Genomic DNA, 21281 nt, shown 5'->3' with positions numbered 1-21281 from the left:
TGGACGAACACGCACTCTCCTCGCATCTCCTGCGGAGCCGCAGACCTCAAGTCTAGGAGAGCCGCCCGAGCCCACCACTCCGCGAGGTCGCAAACCCACAGCCCGGCCACCCCAGCCACCCCCGCGAGGTCGCGTCGACCGTTCGCGACTCATTTCCCGGCGATCACGCTCTTCGATCGGCGGGAAATCAGGCGCGAACGGTCGACTTCCGGGCGACCGAGCCGCCGTCTGCGGAGCAGCGGCAATCAGACACCGAACAGGGGATGCGGTGACTGCTTGATCGTCGGCACACCGCCGTCGAACCACGACTGCTGCCGGATGGCCCGCATGGCCTCCTTGCGGGTCCGGTCGTCCAGGCGGTCGAGGAAGAGCACGCCGTCGAGGTGGTCGGTCTCGTGCTGGATGCAGCGCGCCAGCAGGTCCGTGCCCTCGACCTCGATCGGCTCGCCGTGCATGTTCCAGCCCTTGGCCACGACGTGCTGGTGGCGGCGGCAGTCCCACGACATGCCGGGGATGGACAGGCAGCCCTCGGGACCGTCCTGCTCCTCCTCGCCGACGACGTCGAACGTCGGGTTGACCACGTGCCCGGCGAACCCGTCGCAGTGGTAGGTGAACACGCGCAGCCCCACACCGAGCTGGGGCGCGGCGAGCCCGGCGCCGCCGGCGTCGCTCATCGTGTCCCACAGGTCCTTGACCAGCTTGCGCAGCTCCGCGTCGAAGTCGGTGACCTCGACGGCGGGCGTCCGCAGCACCGGGTCGCCGAACAGCCGGATCGGTTGGACGGTCACGCGCACTCCTCGAAGCCTGGGGAGGTTCCAGTCTACGAAAGTCCGCTCAGTGCTCCAGGTCACGGCCGAGGAACGCGACGCCGACCAGCGCCGCCAGGAGGTGCCCGAGGAACCGGGTCGCCGTCACGACCGGAGTCACCGCACCGGCCACGGGCTGCCTGGCCGTGAACTGCCCGGCCGCGAACTGCCTGGCCGTGGTCGTCCCGGATGTCGGCCTGGATGTCATGGTGATCGTGGTCATGCCGGCTCCTCAGCTCCTCGTGTTCCCCCAGCGTGCGCTCCCCGGCCGTCGGCGGGCGTCCGCTCGGAGTAGCGGACCGACCTCATCCCCCGGTATGAGGTCGACTGCAACACCGGGGGTGGCTGCGGCTACCTACTGGCATGACTGCTGCGACATCGGGCCGGCAGGGGGCAGCACGGGTGCCAGACACCGACGCCGAGCTGTGGGCGCGCGGCGACAAGCCGGCGTTCGCCGCGCTGTTCGACCGGCACGCCGAGGCGGTGTGGAACCACGCCTACCGGTTGACCGCGTCGTGGTCGCTGGCCGAGGACCTGACCTCCGCCACGTTCCTGGCCGCGTGGCGGCGGCGGTCCGACATCACCCTCGTCCGGGACAGCGCGCTGCCGTGGCTCTACACCGTGGCGGGCAACCTGGCGCGCACCGAGTTCCGCCGCCTCGGCCGGTTCAGACGCGCGTTGCAGCGGGTTCCGGGGGACGACGTGGTGCCCGACCACGCCGAGCGGGTCATCGCCTCGGTGGACGACGACCGCGCGTTGCGCCGGGTGTTGGACGTAGTGGCTTCGTTACCCCGGGCCGAACGGGAGGCCGTGGAGCTGGTCCTGCTGGGCGAGCTGTCCACGGCCGAGGCCGCCGAGGTGCTCGGCGTCGCCGAGGTGAGCGTGCGCTCGCGGATCTCGCGGGCCCGCGCCCGACTGCGTGCCGTGGAGGAGCGATGAGCCAGCCGGACCTGACCTTGCCGGACCTGCCGCCGCGCCGTCCCATGCCACCTGACGTGCGCGAACGCGTGCGCCGACGCGTCCTGGGCACGGGCGGGGCCCGGGCGCCGCTGGCCGCCGCGGCGGCTGCGGCGGCCGTCGCGGTGCTGGCGGCCGGTGGGGTGATCTTCACCCAGTCCGTCCAGTTCGCCCGGTCCGAACTGGGCCACGACACCGGCGCGGTCGCGCCGCCCACCTCCCCGCCGGTCACGCTGGGCGCCCACGCCGTCGTCTCGGTCGTGCCGAAGGCGACCGGGGACGACGCGGCGCGGTGCGAGTTCCCCCCGGCGGACGTGCGGTTCACCATCGGCCTGCCGGGTCGGCGGATCCTCGTCACCGGCGACGACCGGTTCTGCGAGATCACCTACACGTCGATCACGCACAACAGGGCCGGGATCGGCCCGGTCCCGCTCGCGGGCTCCGCCGCGTCGCTGCTCTGGAGCTCCGGCAGCGGTGTGCTCATCGGCCGCAAGGGCCCCGGCACCAGCCGGGTGGAGGCGGTCACGGGCTCGCAGGTCGGGGCGGTGCTGCCCGTCGCCGTCTCGGAGGTCGAGGACCTGTTCGTCATCCCGCAGAGCGCCACCTGGATGATGCTGACGTTCACCACGCCGTCCGGACCGGCCGACGCCGAGATCTCGACGGCGAAGCTCCCGGACCAGGCGTCGTGGTCGGTGCGCGAGGACGCGATGCCCCAGGGTGACCCGGCCGTGGCGCAGTGCCTGGACGAGTCGATGCGGGACGGCGAGTCGTGGGTGGGTGATCCGCAGCGGTGGCGCCCCGGCGCGGCCACGGCCGCCGACGTCAACGCCCTGCTGGTGATGCACGACGGGACCGGGCGGACCGCGTACTGCCAGGTCTACCACGGCCGGGGCAGCAGCGCGGTCCCCGAGGACGACCCGCCGCACCAGGGCGACGCCATGTTCCGGTTGCGGCACACCACCGGCTTCGCGTCCGACCCCGGCCAGTCGAGCGTGCTGCTGGGCGGCACGGTCGACGCCACGCAGGTGATCGGGTTGGAGATCACCGACCCGCAGGGCCGGACCGCGCAGGCGGTCCTGCGGGACGGCACCTTCGCGGCCCGCCTGGACGGTCAGCCGCCGCTCACGGCACGCAGCCTCACCAAGGGATTCGTGGTCCGGGTCCTGTTCCGGCAGAACGTCAGCACGACCGTCACGCTGGAATGAGACGCGTGTGGCCCCACCCGCACGAGGGGGCGGGTGGGGCCACACCACCCGGGGTCACGGCACGAGCCCGCCCACCCACGGCACGAGCCCGCCCACCTCACGGCACGGGGCCCGCTACCACGTCACGGCGTCGGCCACACCGCCCGAGCCGCCCCACCGCCGCGCCTCGACGTCTCCGCCGCCGCACGCCACCGGCCGTCCGGGAGCCGTTCGACCGCCGTGACCGCGCCGATCTCGCCGGCCGAGGTGAAGCGGTGGCCCAGGCCGCGCAACGACTCGGCCTCGGCGCCCGCGAGGAACGCCGCCTCGGCCTGCGTGGAGGTGGCGTTGCGCTGGGACGCCCGCGGCGCGGCGATGGCCTCGACCAGGCCCGTGCCGCGGTCGAGCCGCCGGGTCAGCACCTGGAGCACCGTGGTGATGATGCTCGCGCCACCGGGTGAGCCCAGGGCCAGCACCGGCTTGCCGTGGTGCAGCACGATCGTCGGCGTCATGGACGAGCGGGGGCGCTTGCCGGGGCCGGGCAGGTTCGGGTCCGGCACTCCCGGCGTGACCGGGGTGAACGAGAAGTCGGTCAGCTCGTTGTTGAGCAGGAACCCGCGGCCGGGCACCACGATGCCGCTGCCGCCCTCCTGCTCGATGGTCAGGGTGTAGGCGACCACGTTGCCCCAGCGGTCGGCGACGGTGAGGTGCGTGGTGTCCGTGCCCTCGTACGGTGTGGCGACCGGCTCACCGGCCACCGCGCAGGGCGCCGGGTTGCGCGGATCACCCGGCGCGACCGGGCCGGTCATGGCCGCCGTCGGCGAGATCAGGCAGGCCCGGCTGTCGGCGAACCGCTGCGAGAGCAGCTCCCGGGTCGGCACGTCGCTGAACGCCGGGTCGCCCACCCAGCGGTTGCGGTCGGCGAACGACAGCCTGCTCGCCTCCAGGAACCGGTGCAGGTACTGCACCTGCGTCTCGGCCGAGAGGTCGGTGGTCTCCAGGATGTTCAACGCCTCGCCGACGGTCGTGCCGCCGGACGAGGGCGGCGCCATGCCGAACACGTCGAAGTCGCGGTAGCGGACGCGGGTGGGTTCACGCAGCGGTGCGTCGTACCGGGCGAGGTCCGCCTCCGTCATGTCGCCCGCGCGGACCCGCCGGGTGGCGCCCGCCACGACCGGCGGTTGCCGGACCGTGCGGACCAGGTCGCGGCCCACGTCACCGCGGTAGAACGCGGACACGCCGTCCTCCCGCAGCTCGCGGTAGGTGTCGGCGAGGTCGGGGTTGCGGAACGTGCTGCCGATCGCGGGCGGCGTGCCGCCGGGCAGGTACAGCGCGCCGGTCGAGGTGAAGTCGGCGAACCGGGCCGCGTTGTCGGTGACCTGGCGGTGGAACGTGGCGTCGACGGTGAAGCCGCGCCTGGCCAGCTCCTCGGCGGGGCGGACGGCCCGGTCGAGCGACCACGTGCCCCACCGTTGCAGCGCCCGCTGCCACGTGCGCGGCGTGCCGGGGACGCCGACGGACAACCCGCTGGTCACGGCCTCGGCGAACGGGATCGTCGCGCCGTTCTCGACGAACAGCTCCGCGTCGGCGGACGACGGCGCCGTCTCCCGTCCATCCACCGTGGACACGCGGTGGGTGCGGGCGTCGTAGTGCACGAGGAACCCGCCACCGCCGATACCGGCCGAGAACGGGTCGGTGACGCCCAATGCGGCGGCCACGGCGACCGCGGCGTCGACCGCGTTGCCGCCGCGGCGCAGGACGTCGACGCCGATCTGCGAGGCGTCGGGGTCGACGCTGGACACCACGCCGCCGAAGCCGACGGCTTCGGGGACGCGCGGCGCGTCGGTGGCGGCCCAGGCGGTGGCGGGCAGGAGCGGTGCGACGAGGAGCGACGCGACGAGTGATGCGAGGACGCTGGTGACAGTCGACCGGAGCATCGTTCCCTTCTACTCCACGCCGGCACAAAGCAGAACCACCCGAAGTGCCCTTGTGGGTCGCGTGTCAGAGCACTTCGAGCGGGTCCACCTTCACCCGCACCACGTCCGGCTCCTTGCGGGCGCTGCGCACGGCCAGGACCTCGGCCAGCACCGTGGCCAGCGCGCGGCCCTCGGTCCTGGACACCCGGACGAGGGCGCGTTCCTTGTCCTCCGACAGCGGCACCGGGCCCAGGACCTCGCCCGTCGGCGGCAGGCGCAGCTCCTCCAGGACACCGGCCAGCGCGTCCGGCGTGCCGTCCACGGTCGCCATCCGCACGGCCGGCGGGAACCCCAGCTCGGCCCGCGCCGCCAACTCCTGCCGGGCGTGCCACACCGGGTCCCAGCGGACCAGCGCCTGCACCGGGGCCAACGACGAGTCGGCGACCACGACGACCCGGCCCGCCGCGTGGACCAGGGCCGCCGCGGTCATCCAGCGGCGCAACGCCTCCTCCGCCGCCCGCAGGTCGGCCCGACCGAGCAGCGCCCAGCCGTCCAGCAGCAGTGCGGCGCCGTAGCCGCCCTCGGCGAGCGGCTCCGCGCCCGGCGTGGCCACCACCAGGGCGCGGCCGCCCGGAACGGTGGACAGCACCTCGTCGCCGCCCGACGTGCGGACCGGGACGCCGCTGAACGCCCGCCCCAGCTCCTCGGCCGTGCGGCGGGCGCCGATGACCTGGCCGCGCAGCCTGCGCGAACCGCAGTTCGGGCAGCGGTACGCGGCTTCGGTGGCGCCGCACCAGCGGCAGTACGCGGGCCTCGGCACGCCGTCCTGGGTGCCGCCCGGCAGGGCCAGCGGGCCCGCGCACCGGCGGCAGCGGGCGGGCGACCGGCACTGCCCGCAGGCCAGGGCGGGCACGTACCCGCGCCGGGGCACCTGGATGAGCACCGGGGTGTCGGCCGACAGCGCGGCCCGTGCCGCGTCGAAGGCGATCGACGGCAGCCTGGCCGACCTGGCCGCCGGGTCCTTCACCTCCTGCCACTCGTGGTCGCCCACCGCCGCCACCCGCGGCGCGACCGACCGCAGCGTGTCGCGGGCCGCGACCACCTCGTGCGCCCAACCGCTGTCGACCAGCAGCTGCGCCTCGGCGGTGCGGGCGAAACCGCCGATCAGCAGGGACGCGCCGGTGAGGTGCGAGCGCTGCACCAGCACGTCGCGCACGTTCGGGTAGGGCATCCGCGGCTCGGCGTGCAGGTCGTCGCCGTCGTCCCAGACGGCCACCAGCCCGAGGTCGTGGACCGGCGCGAAGGCCGCACCGCGCGTGCCCAGCACCACCCGCACCGACCCCCGCCGCACGGCCAACCACCGCTTGTACCGCTCGGACGGCCCGAGGTCCGCCGACAACGTCACCACGCCCGCCTCGCCCACCAGCGCCGCGCACGCGTCCCGCAGCCTGGCCAGGTCGCGGTGGTCCGGCACGACCACCAGCGCGCCCTTGCCGGTGCTCGCCATCGACGCCACCGCCTCGGCCACGCGGGCGGGCCAGTCCTCGGCGGGCAGCGCCTGCCACACCGCCCGCGCGGCACGGCCGGAGCGCAGCGCGTCCAGCAGGTTCGGGCCGAACGGGTACCGAGCCCACCCCTCCTCCGACGGCGCCGGCGGCACCGGCACCGGTTCGGCCGAGGGCTTGGCCTCCACGCGCGCGTGCCGGGGCGGGATCGCCATCCGCAGCACGTCGATCAACGACCCCGCGTACCGGTCCGCCACCGCCCGCGCCAGCTCCGCCACCTCCGGCGACAGCACCGGCTCGGGTGAGATCACCCGGTCCAGGAAGGTCAGCTTGCGGCCGTACTCGGAGGACTCCACCCGCTCCAGCAGGTAGCCGTCCACCAACTGGCCCGCGAACCGCACCCGCACCCGGCAGCCGGGCACCGCGTCCGCGTCCTGCTCGGTGGACACCTGGTAGTCGAACGGCCGGTCCAGGTGCGCCAGCGGCACGTCCACGCACACGCGGGCAACCGGCAGCGCGGCGGCGGGAACCTGCTCCCCGCGCCTGGTAGTCGCCTTGCCCGCCACGGGTGGAGGTCTACCAGAGACCGTGGTGGGCGCTCATGGGACATCGACTCACGGAACCAGTATCGAACACCTGTTCGAGGTTTGCAAGATCACGAACGGGTGGTCGACGTCGCCGCCGTCCCGGTCAGGAGGTCTTGCGGACCAAGCCGGTGAACCCCGCCACGAACAACGTGGCGAAAGCCCAGGCCAGCAGCTGCAAGGCCCAGGTCGTCACCACCACGGCCTGGCCGAGGCCGGTCGTCGTGACGACCTGGCAGCGCACGCCCTCCGGCTTCGCCAGCGGCGTCACGGCGTTCAGCGCGTGGCCGACCTGCTCGACCGCGGAGCACGACCGCACCAGCCCGGCCGGTCCGGCGACCCCGGCGATCAGCACGACCGCCGCGGCCAGGGTGCCGAGCAGCCACACCAGCGCGACGGCGGGCCGGTAGCCGTACCCGACGGTGGCACCGGTGATCCGGTGCCACACCCGCCCCCACCTGGTCAGCCGACCGCGCCGGAGCAGGTCCCGCTGCTGCGCGACCCGGATCCGCCGCACGTCCCGCTCGTTGCCCGCGGCCTGGTTCGCGGCGGCGAGGTGCACGTAGGGCTGGCTGGCGTACACCGGCGTGCGTCGGCCGAGCACCTCCAGCCACTCGTCCACGGTCGCGTCGCGCGGCACGCCCGAGTACGTGAGCCCGTCGAGGTCCACCAGACCGTCCAGGCCGCCCGGCGGGAGCAGCACCTCCGTGCCCACCCGGACCTGCTTCACGTCCAGCGCGACCGCGCCGCGCAGCTCGGCGTCGCGCAGCACCAGCTGACCGCCGATCCGGGCACCTCGGATGCGCACCGCCGCGTGCCGGTCGGACCCGGTCGTGACGCGCGCGTCGCGCAGGACCACGCTGTCGTCGAGCTGCACGTCCACGCCGAGCAACGCCGAATCACGCTCGGCGTGCAGGTGCGCGCCGCGGGCGTCGAGGTTCCCGCCCAGCCGCGCGCCGTCGAGCCGGACCGTGCCGACCACCCGGACGTCGGTGAGGTACAGGTGGCTGCCGGTGCGCAGCTTGACCGCGTGCACGGCGTACTCGTGCTCCGACCGCACGTGCGCTCCGGACAGGCTGACGTGGCCGCCGATCGACGCCTCGCCCAGGTCGAGCGCCCAGCCGGCGCCGCCCGCCAGCCGGACCTGCTTCATCAGCAGGTAGTGGTCCAGCTTGAGCCACGGCGCGGACACCGCCGGCGCGACCAGGCCGCTCAGGTCGAGCGACGTCAGCCGCGCCCGGTCCAGCAGCACCGGCTCGTCGGTCGTGCAGTCCCGCAGCACCACCGGCCGTGAGACCACGACGTCCGACAGGTCCAGCTGCCCGGAAACGCGCGCGCCGCTGATCCGCAGGCCCCGCTGGTCGAGTTCGTCGGTCAGCAGGTCCCGGATCAGCGACGCGGGCAGTTCGGTGCCGTCGAGGTCCACGGCCTCGCCGCGGACCAGGCGTGCGGTTAGCGCGTCACGCACCCGCGGCGGCGCGCAGGGCGTCGGCGCGGTCGGTGCTCTCCCACGGCAGCTCGACGTCGGTGCGGCCGAAGTGGCCGTACGCGGCGGTCGGCGCGTAGATCGGGCGCAGCAGGTCCAGGTCGCGGATGATCGCGGCCGGGCGCAGGTCGAAGACCTCACCGATCGCCTGCTGGATCTTGGTCGGGTCCACCGTCTCGGTGCCGAAGGTCTCCACGAACAGACCCACCGGGGCGGCCTTGCCGATGGCGTACGCCACCTGCACCTCGATGCGCGTGGCCAGGCCCGCGGCCACCGCGTTCTTCGCCACCCAGCGCATCGCGTACGCCGCGGACCGGTCCACCTTCGACGGGTCCTTGCCGGAGAACGCGCCGCCGCCGTGGCGGGCCATGCCGCCGTAGGTGTCGACGATGATCTTGCGGCCGGTCAGGCCCGCGTCACCCATCGGGCCGCCGATGACGAACCGGCCGGTGGGGTTGACCAGCAGCCGCACGTCGGAGGTGTCCAGGCCGAGCTCGGCGATCTCCGGGGCCACCACGTGCTCGCGCACGTCGACGCCGAGCAGCTTCTCCAGGTCGATCCCGTCCGCGTGCTGGCTGGACACCACGACGGTGTCGAGCCGCACCGGCTGGTCGCCCGCGTACTCGATGGTGACCTGGGTCTTGCCGTCGGGGCGCAGGTACGGCACGGTGCCGTCCTTGCGGACCGCGGTCAGCCGGCGCGACAGCCGGTGCGCCAGCGCGATCGGCAGCGGCATCAGCTCGGGGGTGTCCGTGCAGGCGTAGCCGAACATGAGGCCCTGGTCGCCCGCGCCCTGCTTGGCGATCTCGTCCTCGGTGCCCTCGACCCGCTTCTCGAACGCGGTGTCGACGCCCTGCGCGATGTCGGGCGACTGGGAGCCGATGGCCACGTTCACGCCGCACGAGAAGCCGTCGAAGCCCTTGGCCGACGAGTCGTAGCCGATCTCGACGATCTTGTCCCGCACGATCGACGGGATGTCGGCGTAGGCCTCGGTGGTCACCTCGCCCGCCACGTGCACCTGGCCGGTGGTGACCATCGTCTCCACCGCGACGCGCGAGCGCGGGTCCTTGGCCAGCAGCGCGTCGAGGATGGAGTCGCTGATGGCGTCGCAGATCTTGTCGGGGTGCCCTTCGGTCACCGACTCACTGGTGAACAGCCTGCTGCTGTGCTGACCCACGACACTCCCTAACTGTCGATCTGCGAATGGCTTTCAAGCTTACTCAGCGCCCGGGGGCGCTCTGTCACCGTTCGACGGTCGGTGCGACCGCGTCCCACAATGCGGACGCAAGTCGCGACTTCGAACCGTGCGGGATGGGGCTCTCGGCCCCGTCGGCGGACAGCAGCCACCCGGCGTTGTCCTCGACCTCGAACGCCCGGCCGTCGCCCACGGCGTTGACCACGAGCCAGTCGCAGCCCTTGCGCTTGAGCTTCGCGCGACCGTAGTCGAGCACCCCGGCGCCCGCGTCACCGGTCTCGGCCGCGAACCCCACGACGACCTGCCCGGGCCGTCGCGCGGCGACCAGCTCGGCCAGGATGTCGGGGTTGCGGGTGAGCGCGACGGGTTCGGGGTCCCGATCGGTCTTCTTGATCTTGTGCTCGACCAGGTCGACCGGCCGGAAGTCGGCGACGGCCGCGGCCATCACCACGACGTCGGCCTCGGCGGCGACGGAGTGCATCGCGTCACGCAGCTCCAGCGCGGAGCCGACGCGCACGACGTCCACCCCGGCGGGCGCGACCAGGTCGGCGGTGTGCGCGGCGACCAGCGTCACCCGTGCGCCGCGCTGGGCGGCGACCCTGGCCAGCGCGTAGCCCTGCCGGCCGGACGAGCGGTTGCCCAGGAAGCGCACCGGGTCCAGCGGCTCGCGGGTGCCGCCCGCCGACACGGCCACGTGCACGCCTTCCAGGTCGCGCGGCAGCGCGTCGGGGCGCGCCAGCAGCAACCGGGCCAGGTCCACGATCTCGGCGGGCTCGGGCAGCCTGCCCTTGCCGGTGTCCTTGCCGGTCAGCCTGCCGCTGGCGGGCTCGGCGACGACCACGCCGCGCGAGCGCAGCAGCGCCACGTTGGCCTGCGTGGCCGGGTGCTCCCACATCTCCGTGTGCATCGCCGGCACCAGCAGCACCGGGCAGCGCGCGGTCAGCAGCGTGTTGGTGAGCAGGTCGTCGGCCAGGCCGTGGGCGGCCTTGGCGATCAGGTTGGCCGTGGCGGGCGCCACGACGACCAGGTCGGCGGTCTGCCCCAGCTTCACGTGCGGCACGGACGGGACGTCGGCGAACACGCCGGTCTGCACGGGCTGACCGGACAGCGCCTCGAACGTGGCCGCGCCGACGAACTTCAGCGCGCCGTCCGTGGGCACGACGCGCACGGCGTGGCCGGACTCGGTGAGCCGGCGCAGCACCTCGCACGCCTTGTACGCGGCGATGCCCCCGCCCACGCCCAGGATGACCCTGGGGCGGTCGGGGGCGTCAACGGCCTCGGTCACTCGCCCTCGGTGTGCTCAAGGAGACCCGCGTGGATCTCCCGGAGCGCGATCGACAGCGGCTTCTCGCGCGGGCCCGGCTCGACCAGCGGGCCGACGTACTCCAGCAAGCCCTCACCGAGCTGCGCGTAGTAGTCGTTGATCTGCCGCGCGCGCTTGGCCGCGTAGATCACCAGCGCGTACTTCGAGCTGACCTGCTCCAGCAGGTCGTCGATCGGCGGGTTGGTGATGCCCTCCGGAGTACCCGAGAGCGGGCCCAGCTCGGTGTGCGTGGTCACTCGTCAACGCTCCTGCGGTTCAGGGGTGGGTCTGTGTCGCCCCGAGTCGGGACGATGGTGCCGGGACAACCGTCCCGTGCCTCGCGACGCGCGTGCTCACGCGTCGGGCACCGGGCCGACCACCAAGTTTAGCAAGCTCACGGCGGCGATCTTCACGTCGTCGTTCACCACGACCTCGTCGAACTCCGGCTCGGCCGCCAGTTCCTCCCTGGCGATCTCCAGCCGGCGGGCGACGACGGCGGGGTCCTCGGTACCGCGGCCGGTCAGCCTGCCGACCAGGTCCTCCCACGACGGCGGCGCCAGCATGACCAGCTGGGCCTGCGGCATCGCGACCCGGACCTGCCGCGCACCCTGCAGCTCGATCTCCAGCAGGGACGGCGTGCCGGCCGCGAGCGCCCGCTCCACCGGCTCCCTGGGGGTGCCGTAGCAGTTGCCCGCGAACTCGGCGTGCTCCAGGAGCTCGCCCGCGGCGACCATCTCGCGGAACTCGGCGGTGTCGACGAAGTGGTAGTGCACCCCGTCGACCTCGCCCGGCCTCGGCTTCCTGGTGGTCACCGAGACGCTGAAGTGGATCTCCGGACCCATCCGGCGCAGCTCGGCCAGCACGCTGGACTTGCCGACGCCGGAGGGCCCGGACAGAACGGTGAGGCGGGGCCGGGCGCGAACGCCCGACCCCACCCCGGTGCCATCACTCACTCGCCGCTGAACTCGGTGAGCAGCGCCTTGCGCTGCCGCTCACCCAGGCCGCGCAGCCGACGGGACGGAGCGATCTCAAGGCGCTCCATGATCTGCTGCGCACGCACCTTGCCGACGCCCGGAAGCGCCTCAAGCAGCGCGGACACCTTCATCTTGCCAAGGACCTCGTCGCTCTCAGCGGCCTTCAGCACGTCCGTCAGGGTCGTGCCGCCACGCTTGAGGCGCTCCTTGAGCTCAGCCCGAGCGCGACGAGCGGCAGCAGCCTTCTCCAGCGCTGCGGCCCGCTGCTCCTCGGTAAGCTGGGGAAGGGCCACGATTTCCTCCGTGGTGTGGGAATGTCAATTCTGGATCGGTGCCGCGACCGTACCGAGCGCAATTGCCTGGGTACAACGTGGGTCCCAGTCAGGTGAATCTTTGTCAGCGCTGGAGTGGTAGCGGCGGGTGGTAGTAGTACCAACACCCCCCAACAGGTCTATCACCGCCACCGGTAACGCCTTGCGCACGCCGGGTGTGGTATGCGCTCGATGGGTGATGGACCCGCCGGTGGCCAGGACCGTACCAGGGACCGTTTGCGCAGGTGAGCGGACCACGCGAAGCGTGTCGCGATTTGATCGTGATCACATCTCCAAGGAGGCCCGAACGGCCTCCACCGACGACCGCAGTTTTGCGGTCTCCGGACCGTGCTTGAGCACGTCCCGGGACGATGTCGGGAGCACTCCGCGCAGGTCCGCGCCGAACAGCGCGCGCAGGTCCGCGACGGTGGCGCCTTGGGCGCCGAAACCCGGCGCCAGGACGGGTCCGTGCAGGTCAGAGAGGTCCACGCCGAGTTCGTCGAGCGTCGCGCCGATCACCAGGCCGACGTCGCCGAGCGGCTCGGCGCCCGCGTTCGCCCGCGCCGCGGAGTCCACGATCGACTGCGCCACGGAACGCCCGTCGGAGCCCGTCGCGCGTTGCACGGAAGCCCCCTCGGGATTCGAAGTCAACGCGAGCACGAATATTCCTCGACCGCTCTCGGAGGCCGCCGCGAGCGCCGGATCGAGCGATCCGAAGCCGAGGAACGGCGACACGGTGACCGCGTCGCCGGCCAACGGCGAGCCCTCGGTGAGGTAGGCCGCGGCGTAGGCGGCCATGGTCGAGCCGATGTCGCCGCGCTTGGCGTCGACCAGCACCAGCGTGCCGCTGTCGCGCAGGTCGGCGATGACGCGTTCCAGGACCGCCACGCCCCGTGAGCCGTGCGCCTCGAAGAACGCCGCCTGCGGCTTCACCACCGCCACCCGGCCGCCGAACGCCTCCACGCAGGTCAGCGCGAACCGCTCCAGCCCCGCGGCGTCCTGGGAGAGCCCCCAGGACGCCAGCAGGCCGGGGTGCGGGTCGATGCCCACGCACAGGGGCCCGTGCTCGGAGACCGCCCGGGACAGGCGTGCGCCGAACCTCATCCCTCACCCCGCAGCGCCGCCTGGAGCGCCTGGAGGGGCCGCACGCCGATGTCACCGCGGATGGCCGCCTCGATGCCGTGCACGGCCGCCGCCGCGCCCTGGATCGTGGTGACGCAGGGGATGTCCTTGGCCACGGCCGCGGTGCGGATCTCGTAGCCGTCGACGCGCGGCCCGTGGTTGCCGTACGGGGTGTTGATGATCATGTCGACGGTGCCCGCGAGGATGGCGTCGACGATGTTGTCGGCACCCTCGAAGTGCTTGCGCACGATCGTGCAGGGGATGCCGTTGCGGCGCAGCACCTCGGCCGTGCCCGCGGTGGCCAGCACCTCGAAGCCCAGGTCGGCGAGCCGCTTGACCGGGAAGATCATGGCCCGCTTGTCCCGGTTGGCCACCGACACGAACACCCGCCCCGACGTGGGCAGGGAGCCGTAGGAGGCGGTCTGGGACTTGGCGTAGGCCATGCCGAACGACACGTCGATGCCCATGACCTCGCCGGTCGACTTCATCTCCGGGCCGAGCAGCGAGTCCACGCCCTTGCCCTCCGGCGTGCGGAACCGGTGGAACGGCAGCACGGCCTCCTTGACCGCCACCGGGGCGTGCGCGGGCAGCCTCGCGCCGTCGCCGGTCGCGGGCAGCAGCCCTTCGGTCCGCAGCTGGGCCACGGTCGCGCCGAGCATGATCCGGGCGGCGGCCTTGGCCAGCGGCACCGCCGTGGCCTTGGAGACGAACGGGACGGTGCGCGAGGCGCGCGGGTTGGCCTCCAGGACGTAGAGCACGTCGTCCTTCAGCGCGTACTGCACGTTGAGCAGGCCGCGCACGCCGATGCCGTCGGCGATGGCCAGCGTGGACCGCCGGACCGCCTCGATGTCGGACTCGCCCAGCGTGATCGGGGGCAGGGCGCACGCCGAGTCGCCGGAGTGCACGCCGGCCTCCTCGATGTGTTCCATCACACCCCCGATGAACACCTCGGTGCCGTCGTAGAGGGCGTCCACGTCGATCTCGATGGCGTCGTCGAGGAACCGGTCGACCAGCACCGGGTGCTCCGGGCTGACCTCGGTGGCGCGCTGGATGTAGCTGCGCAGGGTCTCCTCGTCGTAGACGATCTCCATGCCGCGCCCGCCGAGCACGTACGACGGCCGCACCAGCACCGGGTAGCCGATCTCGTCGGCGATGGCCTTGGCCTGCGCGAACGACGTGGCCATGCCGTACTTCGGGGCGGGCAGCCCGGCGTCGGCGAGGACCTGGCCGAACGCGCCGCGCTCCTCGGCGAGGTGGATGGCGTGCGGCGGGGTGCCCACGACCGGCACGCCCGCGGCCTCCAGCCGCCGCGCCAGGCCCAGCGGCGTCTGGCCGCCCAGCTGCACGATGACGCCCACGACCGTGCCGGAGCGCTGCTCGGAGTGGAACACCTCCAGCACGTCCTCGAACGTCAGCGGCTCGAAGTAGAGGCGGTCGGAGGTGTCGTAGTCGGTGGAGACGGTCTCCGGGTTGCAGTTGACCATCACCGTCTCGTAGCCCGCCTCGCGCAGCGCCATGGCCGCGTGCACGCACGAGTAGTCGAACTCGATGCCCTGGCCGATCCGGTTCGGGCCGGAGCCCAGGATCAGCACCTTCGGCTTGTCGGGCTGCGCGGCCACCTCGGTCTCGGCGTCGGGGTCCAGCTCGTAGGCCGAGTAGTGGTACGGGGTCTTGGCGGCGAACTCGGCGGCGCAGGTGTCGACCGTCTTGAACACCGGCCGCACCTTCAGCCGGTGGCGCAGCGAGCGGACGCCGTCCTCGCCGGCCAGCTCCGGGCGCAGCGCGGCGACCTGCCGGTCGGACAGGCCGGCCCGCTTGGCCTTGCGCAGCAGGCGCTCGTCCAGCACGGGGGCGTCCTCGATCTCACCCCGCAGCTCGACCAGCCAGGCCAGCTGCTCGATGAACCACGGGTCGATCCGCGACGCCTCGTGCACCTGCTCGATGGTCGCGCCCAGGCGCAGCGCGCGGTCCACCGTGTACAGGCGCCCGTCGTGGCCCTTGCGCAGGGCGTCCAGGGTGGACTCCAGCGTCTCGCCGGCGCCCGAGGGGTCGGGCACGGTCCAGAAACCCGCCGCTTTCGTCTCCATCGAGCGCAACGCCTTGCCGAGCGCCTCGATGAAGCTGCGGCCGATGGACATGGCCTCGCCGACCGACTTCATGGTCGTGGTGAGCGTGCTGTCCGCGCCGGGGAACTTCTCGAACGCGAACCTCGGCACCTTCACCACGACGTAGTCGAGGGTCGGTTCGAAACTGGCCGGGGTCTCGCCGGTGATGTCGTTGCGGATCTCGTCCAGCGTGTAGCCGATGGCGAGCTTCGCGGCGATCTTGGCGATCGGGAAGCCGGTCGCCTTCGACGCCAGCGCCGACGAGCGGGAGACGCGCGGGTTCATCTCGATCACGACCATGCGGCCGTTGCTCGGGTTGATGGCGAACTGGATGTTGCAGCCGCCGGTGTCCACCCCGACCTCGCGGATGACCGCGATGCCGACGTCGCGCATGTGCTGGAACTCGCGGTCGGTGAGCGTCATCGCCGGGGCCACGGTCACCGAGTCGCCGGTGTGCACGCCCATCGGGTCGATGTTCTCGATGGAGCAGACGACGACCACGTTGTCGTTGCGGTCGCGCATGAGCTCCAGCTCGTACTCCTTCCAGCCGAGCACGCTCTCCTCGATCAGCACCTCGGTCACCGGTGACTCGGCCAGGCCGCTCGCGGCCAGCCGCTCCAGCTCCTCGGGCGTGTGGGCCATGCCCGAACCGAGGCCGCCCATCGTGAACGACGGCCGGATGACGACCGGCAGGCCGAGCTCGGCCACGGTCGCGCGGACGTCCTCCATGGTCTTGCACACCGCGCTGCGCGGCACGTCCGCGCCGATCCGGCGGACCAGGTCCTTGAAGATCTGCCGGTCCTCGCCGCGCTGGATGGCGTCGATGTCCGCGCCGATCAGCTCGACGTCGTACTTCTCCAGCACCCCGCGCTCGTGCAGCGCGATGGCGGTGTTCAACGCGGTCTGGCCGCCCAGCGTGGCCAGGATGGCGTCCGGGCGCTCGGCCGCGATGACCTTCTCGACGAACTCCGGGGTGATCGGCTCGACGTAGGTCGCGTCGGCGAACTCGGGGTCCGTCATGATCGTCGCCGGGTTGGAGTTGACCAGGGAGACCCGCAGGCCCTCCTCGCGCAGCACCCGGCACGCCTGGGTGCCGGAGTAGTCGAACTCGCAGGCCTGGCCGATGACGATCGGGCCCGAGCCGATGACCAGCACGTGCTTGAGATCAGTCCTCTTCGGCATCAGCGACCCTCGCCCATCATCGTCACGAACTCGTCGAACAGCGGTGCGGCGTCGTGCGGACCGGCCGCCGCTTCCGGGTGGTACTGCACGCTGAACGCGGGCACGTCCAGCGCCCGCACGCCCTCGACCGTGCCGTCGTTGGGGCAGTAGTGGCTCAGCAGCACGCGGCCGAAGTCGGAGGTGAACTCCTCCCCCGGCTCGCCCTCCAGCGCGAAACCGTGGTTCTGCGACGTGATGGCCACCTTGCCGGTGGACACGTCGATGACCGGGATGTTGATGCCCCGGTGGCCGTAGCGCAGCTTGTAGGTGTCGCGGCCCAGCGCGCGGCCGAGGATCTGGTTGCCGAAGCAGATGCCGAACAGCGGGATGCGCCGGTCCAGCACGGTCCGGGTCAGCTCGACCGCGTGCGCCTGGGTGGCCGGGTCGCCCGGGCCGTTGGACAGGAACACGCCGTCCGGCTTGACCGCGACCAGGTCGTCCGCGGTCGAGGTCAGCGGCAGCACGTGCACCTCGATGCCGCGGGCGGCCATCATCCGCGGCGTGTTGGACTTGATGCCCAGGTCCAGCGCGGCCACCGTGAAGCGGCGCTCGCCGACGGCCTCGACCACGTACGGCTCCGCCGTGGTCACGTCGCCGGCGAGGTCGGCGCCCTTCATCGCGGGCGAGCTGCGGACGCGGGCCAGCATCTCCTCGACGTCGCCGAGGTCGTCGCCGGAGAACACGCCCGCGCGCATCGCGCCCTGCTCGCGCAGGTGGCGGGTCAGCATCCGGGTGTCGATGCCCGAGATGCCGACGACACCCTGGCTGACCAGCGCGTCGTCCAGGCTGCGGGTCGACCGCCAGTTGGACGGCACGCGGGCCGGGTCGCGCACCACGTAGCCGGAGACCCAGATGCGGCCCGACTCGTCGTCCTCGTCGTTCCAGCCGGTGTTGCCGATCTGCGGCGCGGTCTGCACCACGATCTGGCGGTGGTAGGACGGGTCGGTCAGGGTCTCCTGGTAGCCGGTCATGCCGGTGGAGAACACCACCTCGCCCAGGCTCGCGCCGACCGCGCCGTAGGCCTCACCGCGGAACACGCGGCCGTCTTCCAGGACCAGTGCCGCGTTCGTCATGAGTCGCCTCCCAGCGCTTGCACCCACTGCTCGTACACGTCCTTGTCGTCGCCCCGGAACCCGGTGTCGAACACCCGGTCGCCGAGGTGCCAGCGCACGACCAGCAGGCCGTCCGCGGTCATCACCTTGCCCGCGAGGCCGCGGGCCGTGCGGGCGCCGTCGACCTGCGCCGTGGGGATCCACAGCGCGCTCGCGCCCGTGCGCTCCACGAGCACACCGGTCTCGGTCAGCTTCAGGGTCGCCTCGGCGCGGTGGCCGATGTCGCCGACCGCGACCCGGTCCTGCCAGTCGTCGCCGATGGTGGTGCCGACGTACACGCCGGTCGTCTCCAGCATCGTCGCGCCGGTCTCGGCGGGCGGCCGGGGGAACTCCGGCAGCACCCCGGCCTGCCGGCGGGCCCGGCGCCGCCAGCCGCGCCACATGCCGTACAGGCACAGCAGGAAGATCGCCAGCACGGCGAGGGACAGCAGCACGCGCGTCATGCGGGGATCCTTCCGCCGACCGCCGTCACGCGCCCGCGCAGCAGGGTGGCGACCACCGCGCCGGGCAGCTCCATGCCCTCGAACGGGGTGTTGGCCGCGATGCTGGCGAACTCCGCGCCGCGCACCGTCCAGGTGGCGTCCGGGTCGACCAGGGTGAGGTTGGCCGGCTCGCCGACCTCGATCGGGCGCCCCTGGTCGGGCAGGCCCGCGATCTCGGCGGGCCGCTCGCTCATCACCCGCGCCACGCCCCGCCAGTCCAGCAGACCGGTCCTGACCATGGTCTCCACCACGATCGACAACGCGGTCTGCAGGCCCAACATGCCGGGCCGGGCCGCGGCCCACTCGGTGTCCTTGTCCTGCACGGCGTGCGGCGCGTGGTCGGTGGCCACGCAGTCGATGACGCCCTCGGCCAGCGCCTCGCGCAGCTTCAGCGCGTCGGCGGCGGTGCGCAGGGGCGGGTTGACCTTGTTCACCGGGTCGTAGGTCGCCAGCCGCTCGTCGGTCAGCAGCAGGTGGTGCGGGGTGACCTCGGCGGAGACCCGCGTGCCGCGGGCCTTGGCCCACGCCAGCACGTCGGCGGTGCCCGTGGTGGAGACGTGGCAGACGTGCAGCCGGGCGCCCGCGTGCAGCGCCAGCAGGCAGTCCCGGGCCACGATCGACTCCTCGGCGGCGGCCGGCCAGCCCTGCAGGCCCAGCCTGGACGCCTGCTCACCCTCGTGCGCCTGCGCGCCCACGGTCAGCCGGGGCTCCTCCGCGTGCTGCGCCACGACCACGTCCAACGCCTTGCTGTACTCCAACGCACGGCGCATGATCAGCGGGTCGTGCACGCAGTGGCCGTCGTCGGAGAACACCCGCACGCCCGCCTTGGCCATGGTGCCCAGCTCGGCGAGCTTCACGCCCTCCAGGCCCACGGTGACCGCGCCGACCGGGTGCACGTCGACCAGGCCGACCTCGCGACCGCGGCGGGCGACGTGCGCGACGACGACCTCGTTGTCCGCGACCGGGTCGGTGTTGGCCATGGCGAACACCGCCGTGTAGCCGCCCAGCGCGGCGGCGGCCGAGCCGGTGGCGATGGTCTCGGTGTCCTCGCGGCCGGGTTCGCGCAGGTGGGTGTGCAGGTCGACGAAGCCGGGCAGCAGCACCGCGCCGTTGCCGTCGACCACGTCCGCTTCCTCGGTGACCTCCCCGATGGCCGCGATCACGCCGTCGCGGATCAGCACGTCAACCGGGTCACCCTCGCCGTACGGTCGTACTCCCTTGAGGATCAAGGGCTTCACGCGGTTTCCTCCTCGTGGGCGAGCAAGTGGTAGAGGACGGCCATGCGCACGTGCACGCCGTTGCGCACCTGGTCGGTGATGGCGGCACGCGGCGAGTCGGCGACCGCCGAGGCGATCTCCATGCCGCGCAGCATCGGACCGGGGTGCAGCACGACCGCGTGCTCGGGCAGCAGCTTGAGCCGCCGCTCGCTCAGGCCGTAGGCGATCGAGTACTCGCGGGCCGACGGGAAGAAATGTCCGTTGCCTCCCGCGCCGGCGGGCCCGCTATACATCCGCTCGGCCTGCACCCTGAGCAGCATCACCGCGTCGAGGCTGGGCAGCTCCGCGTCCAGCTCGTGCGAGACGGTCACCGGCCAGTTCGACACCCCGACCGGCAGCAGGGTCGGCGGTGCGACGAGCGTCACGTCCGCGCCCAGGGCGGTGAGCAGGTGCACGTTGGACCGGGCGACCCGGCTGTGCAGCACGTCGCCGACGATCGCGATCCGGCGGTCGCGCAGGTCGCCGAGCCGTTCCCGCAGGGTGGCCGCGTCCAGCAGGGCCTGGGTGGGGTGCTCGTGCATGCCGTCGCCCGCGTTGACCACCGACGTGCCCGCCTCGCGCAGCCAGCCGGCCAGCCGGTGCGCCGCGCCGGACGCCGGGTGCCGCACGATGACGCAGTCCGCGCCCGCCGCGGCCAGGGTCAGCGCGGTGTCGCGCAGCGACTCGCCCTTGCTCACGCTGGAGCCGGAGGCTGAGACGTTCACCACGTCCGCGCTCATCCACTTGCCCGCGATCTCGAAGCTCACGCGGGTGCGGGTGGAGTTCTCGTAGAACATCGTGATGACCGTGCGGCCGCGCAGCGTCGGCAGTTTGCGCACTTCACGGCCTTCGAGGGCCTGCTTGAGGCTCGCCGCGGTGTCCAGGATGGCGGTCGCCTGCGCCGGGTCGATGCCCTCGGTGGTGAGCAGGTGCTTCACCGCAGCACCACCCCGTCGCGCTGGTCGAACTCCTCCAGCAGCACGTGGACCTCCTCGGTGCGGGCCGTGGGCACGTTCTTGCCCACGTAGTCCGCGCGGATCGGCAGTTCGCGGTGGCCGCGGTCGACCAGGACGGCCAGTTGCACCGCGCGGGGGCGGCCGTGGTCGCGCAGGGCGTCGAGCGCGGCGCGGATCGTGCGACCGGAGAACAGCACGTCGTCCACCAGGACCACGAGCTTGTCGTCGACGCCGCCCTCGGGCAGCTTGGTCGCCTCCAGCGGGCGGGTGGGGCCCCGGCGCAGGTCGTCCCGGTAGAGGGTCACGTCCAGCGTGCCGGTCGGCACCTCGACACCCGAGAACTCGGCGATGCGGACGGCCAGCCGGCGGGCCAGCGGCGCTCCCCGGCTCGGAATCCCCATCAGGACTACTGCGGGTGCGCTCGGTGCATCAAGAGCGGTCTTCTCGATGATCTGATGGGCCATTCGGGCGACGGTGCGCGCGACGTCGCCGGCCGACAGGAGCTCGCGCTCCCCGGCCGGGTCCGTCGCGCCACGTTGACGTGGCGCCACGGTTGGACCTCCTTCCCCGCCTCGCTGGACGGGTCCTTAAAGGACGTCGGACACCCGGCTGCGACCGGGCTGACCAGCACCGTATCAGGCGGGAGGAGTCAATCTTCCGGGTGGTGTGCGTGGTCTCGCCCACCTGTCCCAGCGAGATCAGCTTGACCTGGTGACCACGGAGAGCAATCATTACTCTGCGTATTGATCTAAGCCTCCCCGCGGCAGTCCCCTACCGGCTGACGGGGCGAATGAACGGAGAACCGC

The 21281-nt window shown here is 72.7% G+C and carries 19 protein-coding genes; 2 read left to right on the top strand and 17 right to left on the bottom strand.

The genetic code is table 11. The features are described from left to right. Positions 1–245: 245 nt before the first annotated feature. Entirely contained in the window at positions 246–788 is a 543-nt protein-coding gene (gene def, locus ACYVLT_RS39925) for a peptide deformylase (protein ID WP_461125347.1), read from the bottom strand. A gap of 46 nt (positions 789–834) precedes the next feature. Continuing rightward, the gene (locus tag ACYVLT_RS39920) at positions 835–1029 is read right to left on the bottom strand and encodes a hypothetical protein (protein WP_461125346.1); all 195 of its coding nucleotides are present in this window, start codon (positions 1027–1029) and stop codon (positions 835–837) included. A 140-nt stretch (positions 1030–1169) separates the two neighbouring features. Here ACYVLT_RS39920 and ACYVLT_RS39915 point away from each other — a divergent pair, with 140 nt between their 5' ends. Next, entirely contained in the window at positions 1170–1745 is a 576-nt protein-coding gene (locus tag ACYVLT_RS39915; protein ID WP_461125345.1) for an RNA polymerase sigma factor, read from the top strand. After that, a complete protein-coding gene (locus tag ACYVLT_RS39910; protein WP_461125344.1) occupies positions 1742–2968 on the top strand; it encodes a hypothetical protein in 1227 nt (408 codons plus the stop codon). Before ACYVLT_RS39915 ends, ACYVLT_RS39910 begins: the two co-directional genes overlap by 4 nt. A gap of 122 nt (positions 2969–3090) precedes the next feature. On the opposite strand, the gene ggt is transcribed toward ACYVLT_RS39910, so the two are convergent. The 15 genes from ggt to pyrR form a co-directional block, all read right to left on the bottom strand. Next, positions 3091–4884, bottom strand: a complete 1794-nt coding sequence (gene ggt / locus ACYVLT_RS39905; protein WP_461125343.1) for a gamma-glutamyltransferase — start codon at positions 4882–4884, stop codon at positions 3091–3093. 64 nt (positions 4885–4948) lie between these two features. Then, positions 4949–6934, bottom strand: a complete 1986-nt coding sequence (locus ACYVLT_RS39900; protein WP_461125342.1) for a primosomal protein N' — start codon at positions 6932–6934, stop codon at positions 4949–4951. Positions 6935–7058: 124 nt separating this feature from the next. Then, positions 7059–8420: a hypothetical protein gene (locus tag ACYVLT_RS39895; protein ID WP_461125341.1), complete on the bottom strand. Its 1362-nt coding sequence runs from the start codon at positions 8418–8420 to the stop codon at positions 7059–7061. Continuing rightward, positions 8413–9615 carry a methionine adenosyltransferase gene (metK, locus tag ACYVLT_RS39890; protein WP_461125340.1) on the bottom strand — a complete coding sequence of 401 codons (1203 nt, stop codon included), beginning with the start codon at positions 9613–9615 and terminating at the stop codon, positions 8413–8415. The genes ACYVLT_RS39895 and metK overlap by 8 nt, the downstream gene beginning before the upstream one ends. A gap of 64 nt (positions 9616–9679) precedes the next feature. Next, positions 9680–10918, bottom strand: a complete 1239-nt coding sequence (gene coaBC / locus ACYVLT_RS39885) for a bifunctional phosphopantothenoylcysteine decarboxylase/phosphopantothenate--cysteine ligase CoaBC (RefSeq protein ID WP_461125339.1) — start codon at positions 10916–10918, stop codon at positions 9680–9682. Continuing rightward, a complete protein-coding gene (rpoZ, locus tag ACYVLT_RS39880; protein ID WP_053721631.1) occupies positions 10915–11193 on the bottom strand; it encodes a DNA-directed RNA polymerase subunit omega in 279 nt (92 codons plus the stop codon). The genes coaBC and rpoZ overlap by 4 nt, the downstream gene beginning before the upstream one ends. Positions 11194–11289: 96 nt before the next feature. Continuing rightward, positions 11290–11889, bottom strand: a complete 600-nt coding sequence (gene gmk / locus ACYVLT_RS39875) for a guanylate kinase (protein WP_461125338.1) — start codon at positions 11887–11889, stop codon at positions 11290–11292. Further along, a complete protein-coding gene (mihF, locus tag ACYVLT_RS39870) occupies positions 11886–12203 on the bottom strand; it encodes an integration host factor, actinobacterial type (protein WP_033427832.1) in 318 nt (105 codons plus the stop codon). Before mihF ends, gmk begins: the two co-directional genes overlap by 4 nt. Before the next feature lie 303 nt (positions 12204–12506). Beyond that, a complete protein-coding gene (gene pyrF, locus ACYVLT_RS39865; protein ID WP_461125337.1) occupies positions 12507–13325 on the bottom strand; it encodes an orotidine-5'-phosphate decarboxylase in 819 nt (272 codons plus the stop codon). Further along, entirely contained in the window at positions 13322–16630 is a 3309-nt protein-coding gene (carB, locus tag ACYVLT_RS39860; protein ID WP_461125336.1) for a carbamoyl-phosphate synthase large subunit, read from the bottom strand. The genes pyrF and carB overlap by 4 nt, the downstream gene beginning before the upstream one ends. Continuing rightward, positions 16630–17742, bottom strand: a complete 1113-nt coding sequence (gene carA, locus ACYVLT_RS39855) for a glutamine-hydrolyzing carbamoyl-phosphate synthase small subunit (protein WP_461125335.1) — start codon at positions 17740–17742, stop codon at positions 16630–16632. The genes carB and carA overlap by 1 nt, the downstream gene beginning before the upstream one ends. Further along, the gene (locus tag ACYVLT_RS39850) at positions 17739–18224 is read right to left on the bottom strand and encodes a PH-like domain-containing protein (protein ID WP_461125334.1); all 486 of its coding nucleotides are present in this window, start codon (positions 18222–18224) and stop codon (positions 17739–17741) included. The genes carA and ACYVLT_RS39850 overlap by 4 nt, the downstream gene beginning before the upstream one ends. Beyond that, positions 18221–19501: a dihydroorotase gene (locus tag ACYVLT_RS39845; protein ID WP_461125333.1), complete on the bottom strand. Its 1281-nt coding sequence runs from the start codon at positions 19499–19501 to the stop codon at positions 18221–18223. Before ACYVLT_RS39845 ends, ACYVLT_RS39850 begins: the two co-directional genes overlap by 4 nt. Next, positions 19498–20457, bottom strand: a complete 960-nt coding sequence (locus tag ACYVLT_RS39840; protein ID WP_461125332.1) for an aspartate carbamoyltransferase catalytic subunit — start codon at positions 20455–20457, stop codon at positions 19498–19500. The genes ACYVLT_RS39845 and ACYVLT_RS39840 overlap by 4 nt, the downstream gene beginning before the upstream one ends. Continuing rightward, entirely contained in the window at positions 20454–21026 is a 573-nt protein-coding gene (gene pyrR, locus ACYVLT_RS39835) for a bifunctional pyr operon transcriptional regulator/uracil phosphoribosyltransferase PyrR (protein ID WP_308257257.1), read from the bottom strand. The genes ACYVLT_RS39840 and pyrR overlap by 4 nt, the downstream gene beginning before the upstream one ends. Between the last annotated feature and the right edge of the window lie 255 nt (positions 21027–21281).

Source organism: Saccharothrix stipae (assembly GCF_054781895.1).
This window is presented reverse-complemented; position numbering and strand designations above follow the sequence as displayed.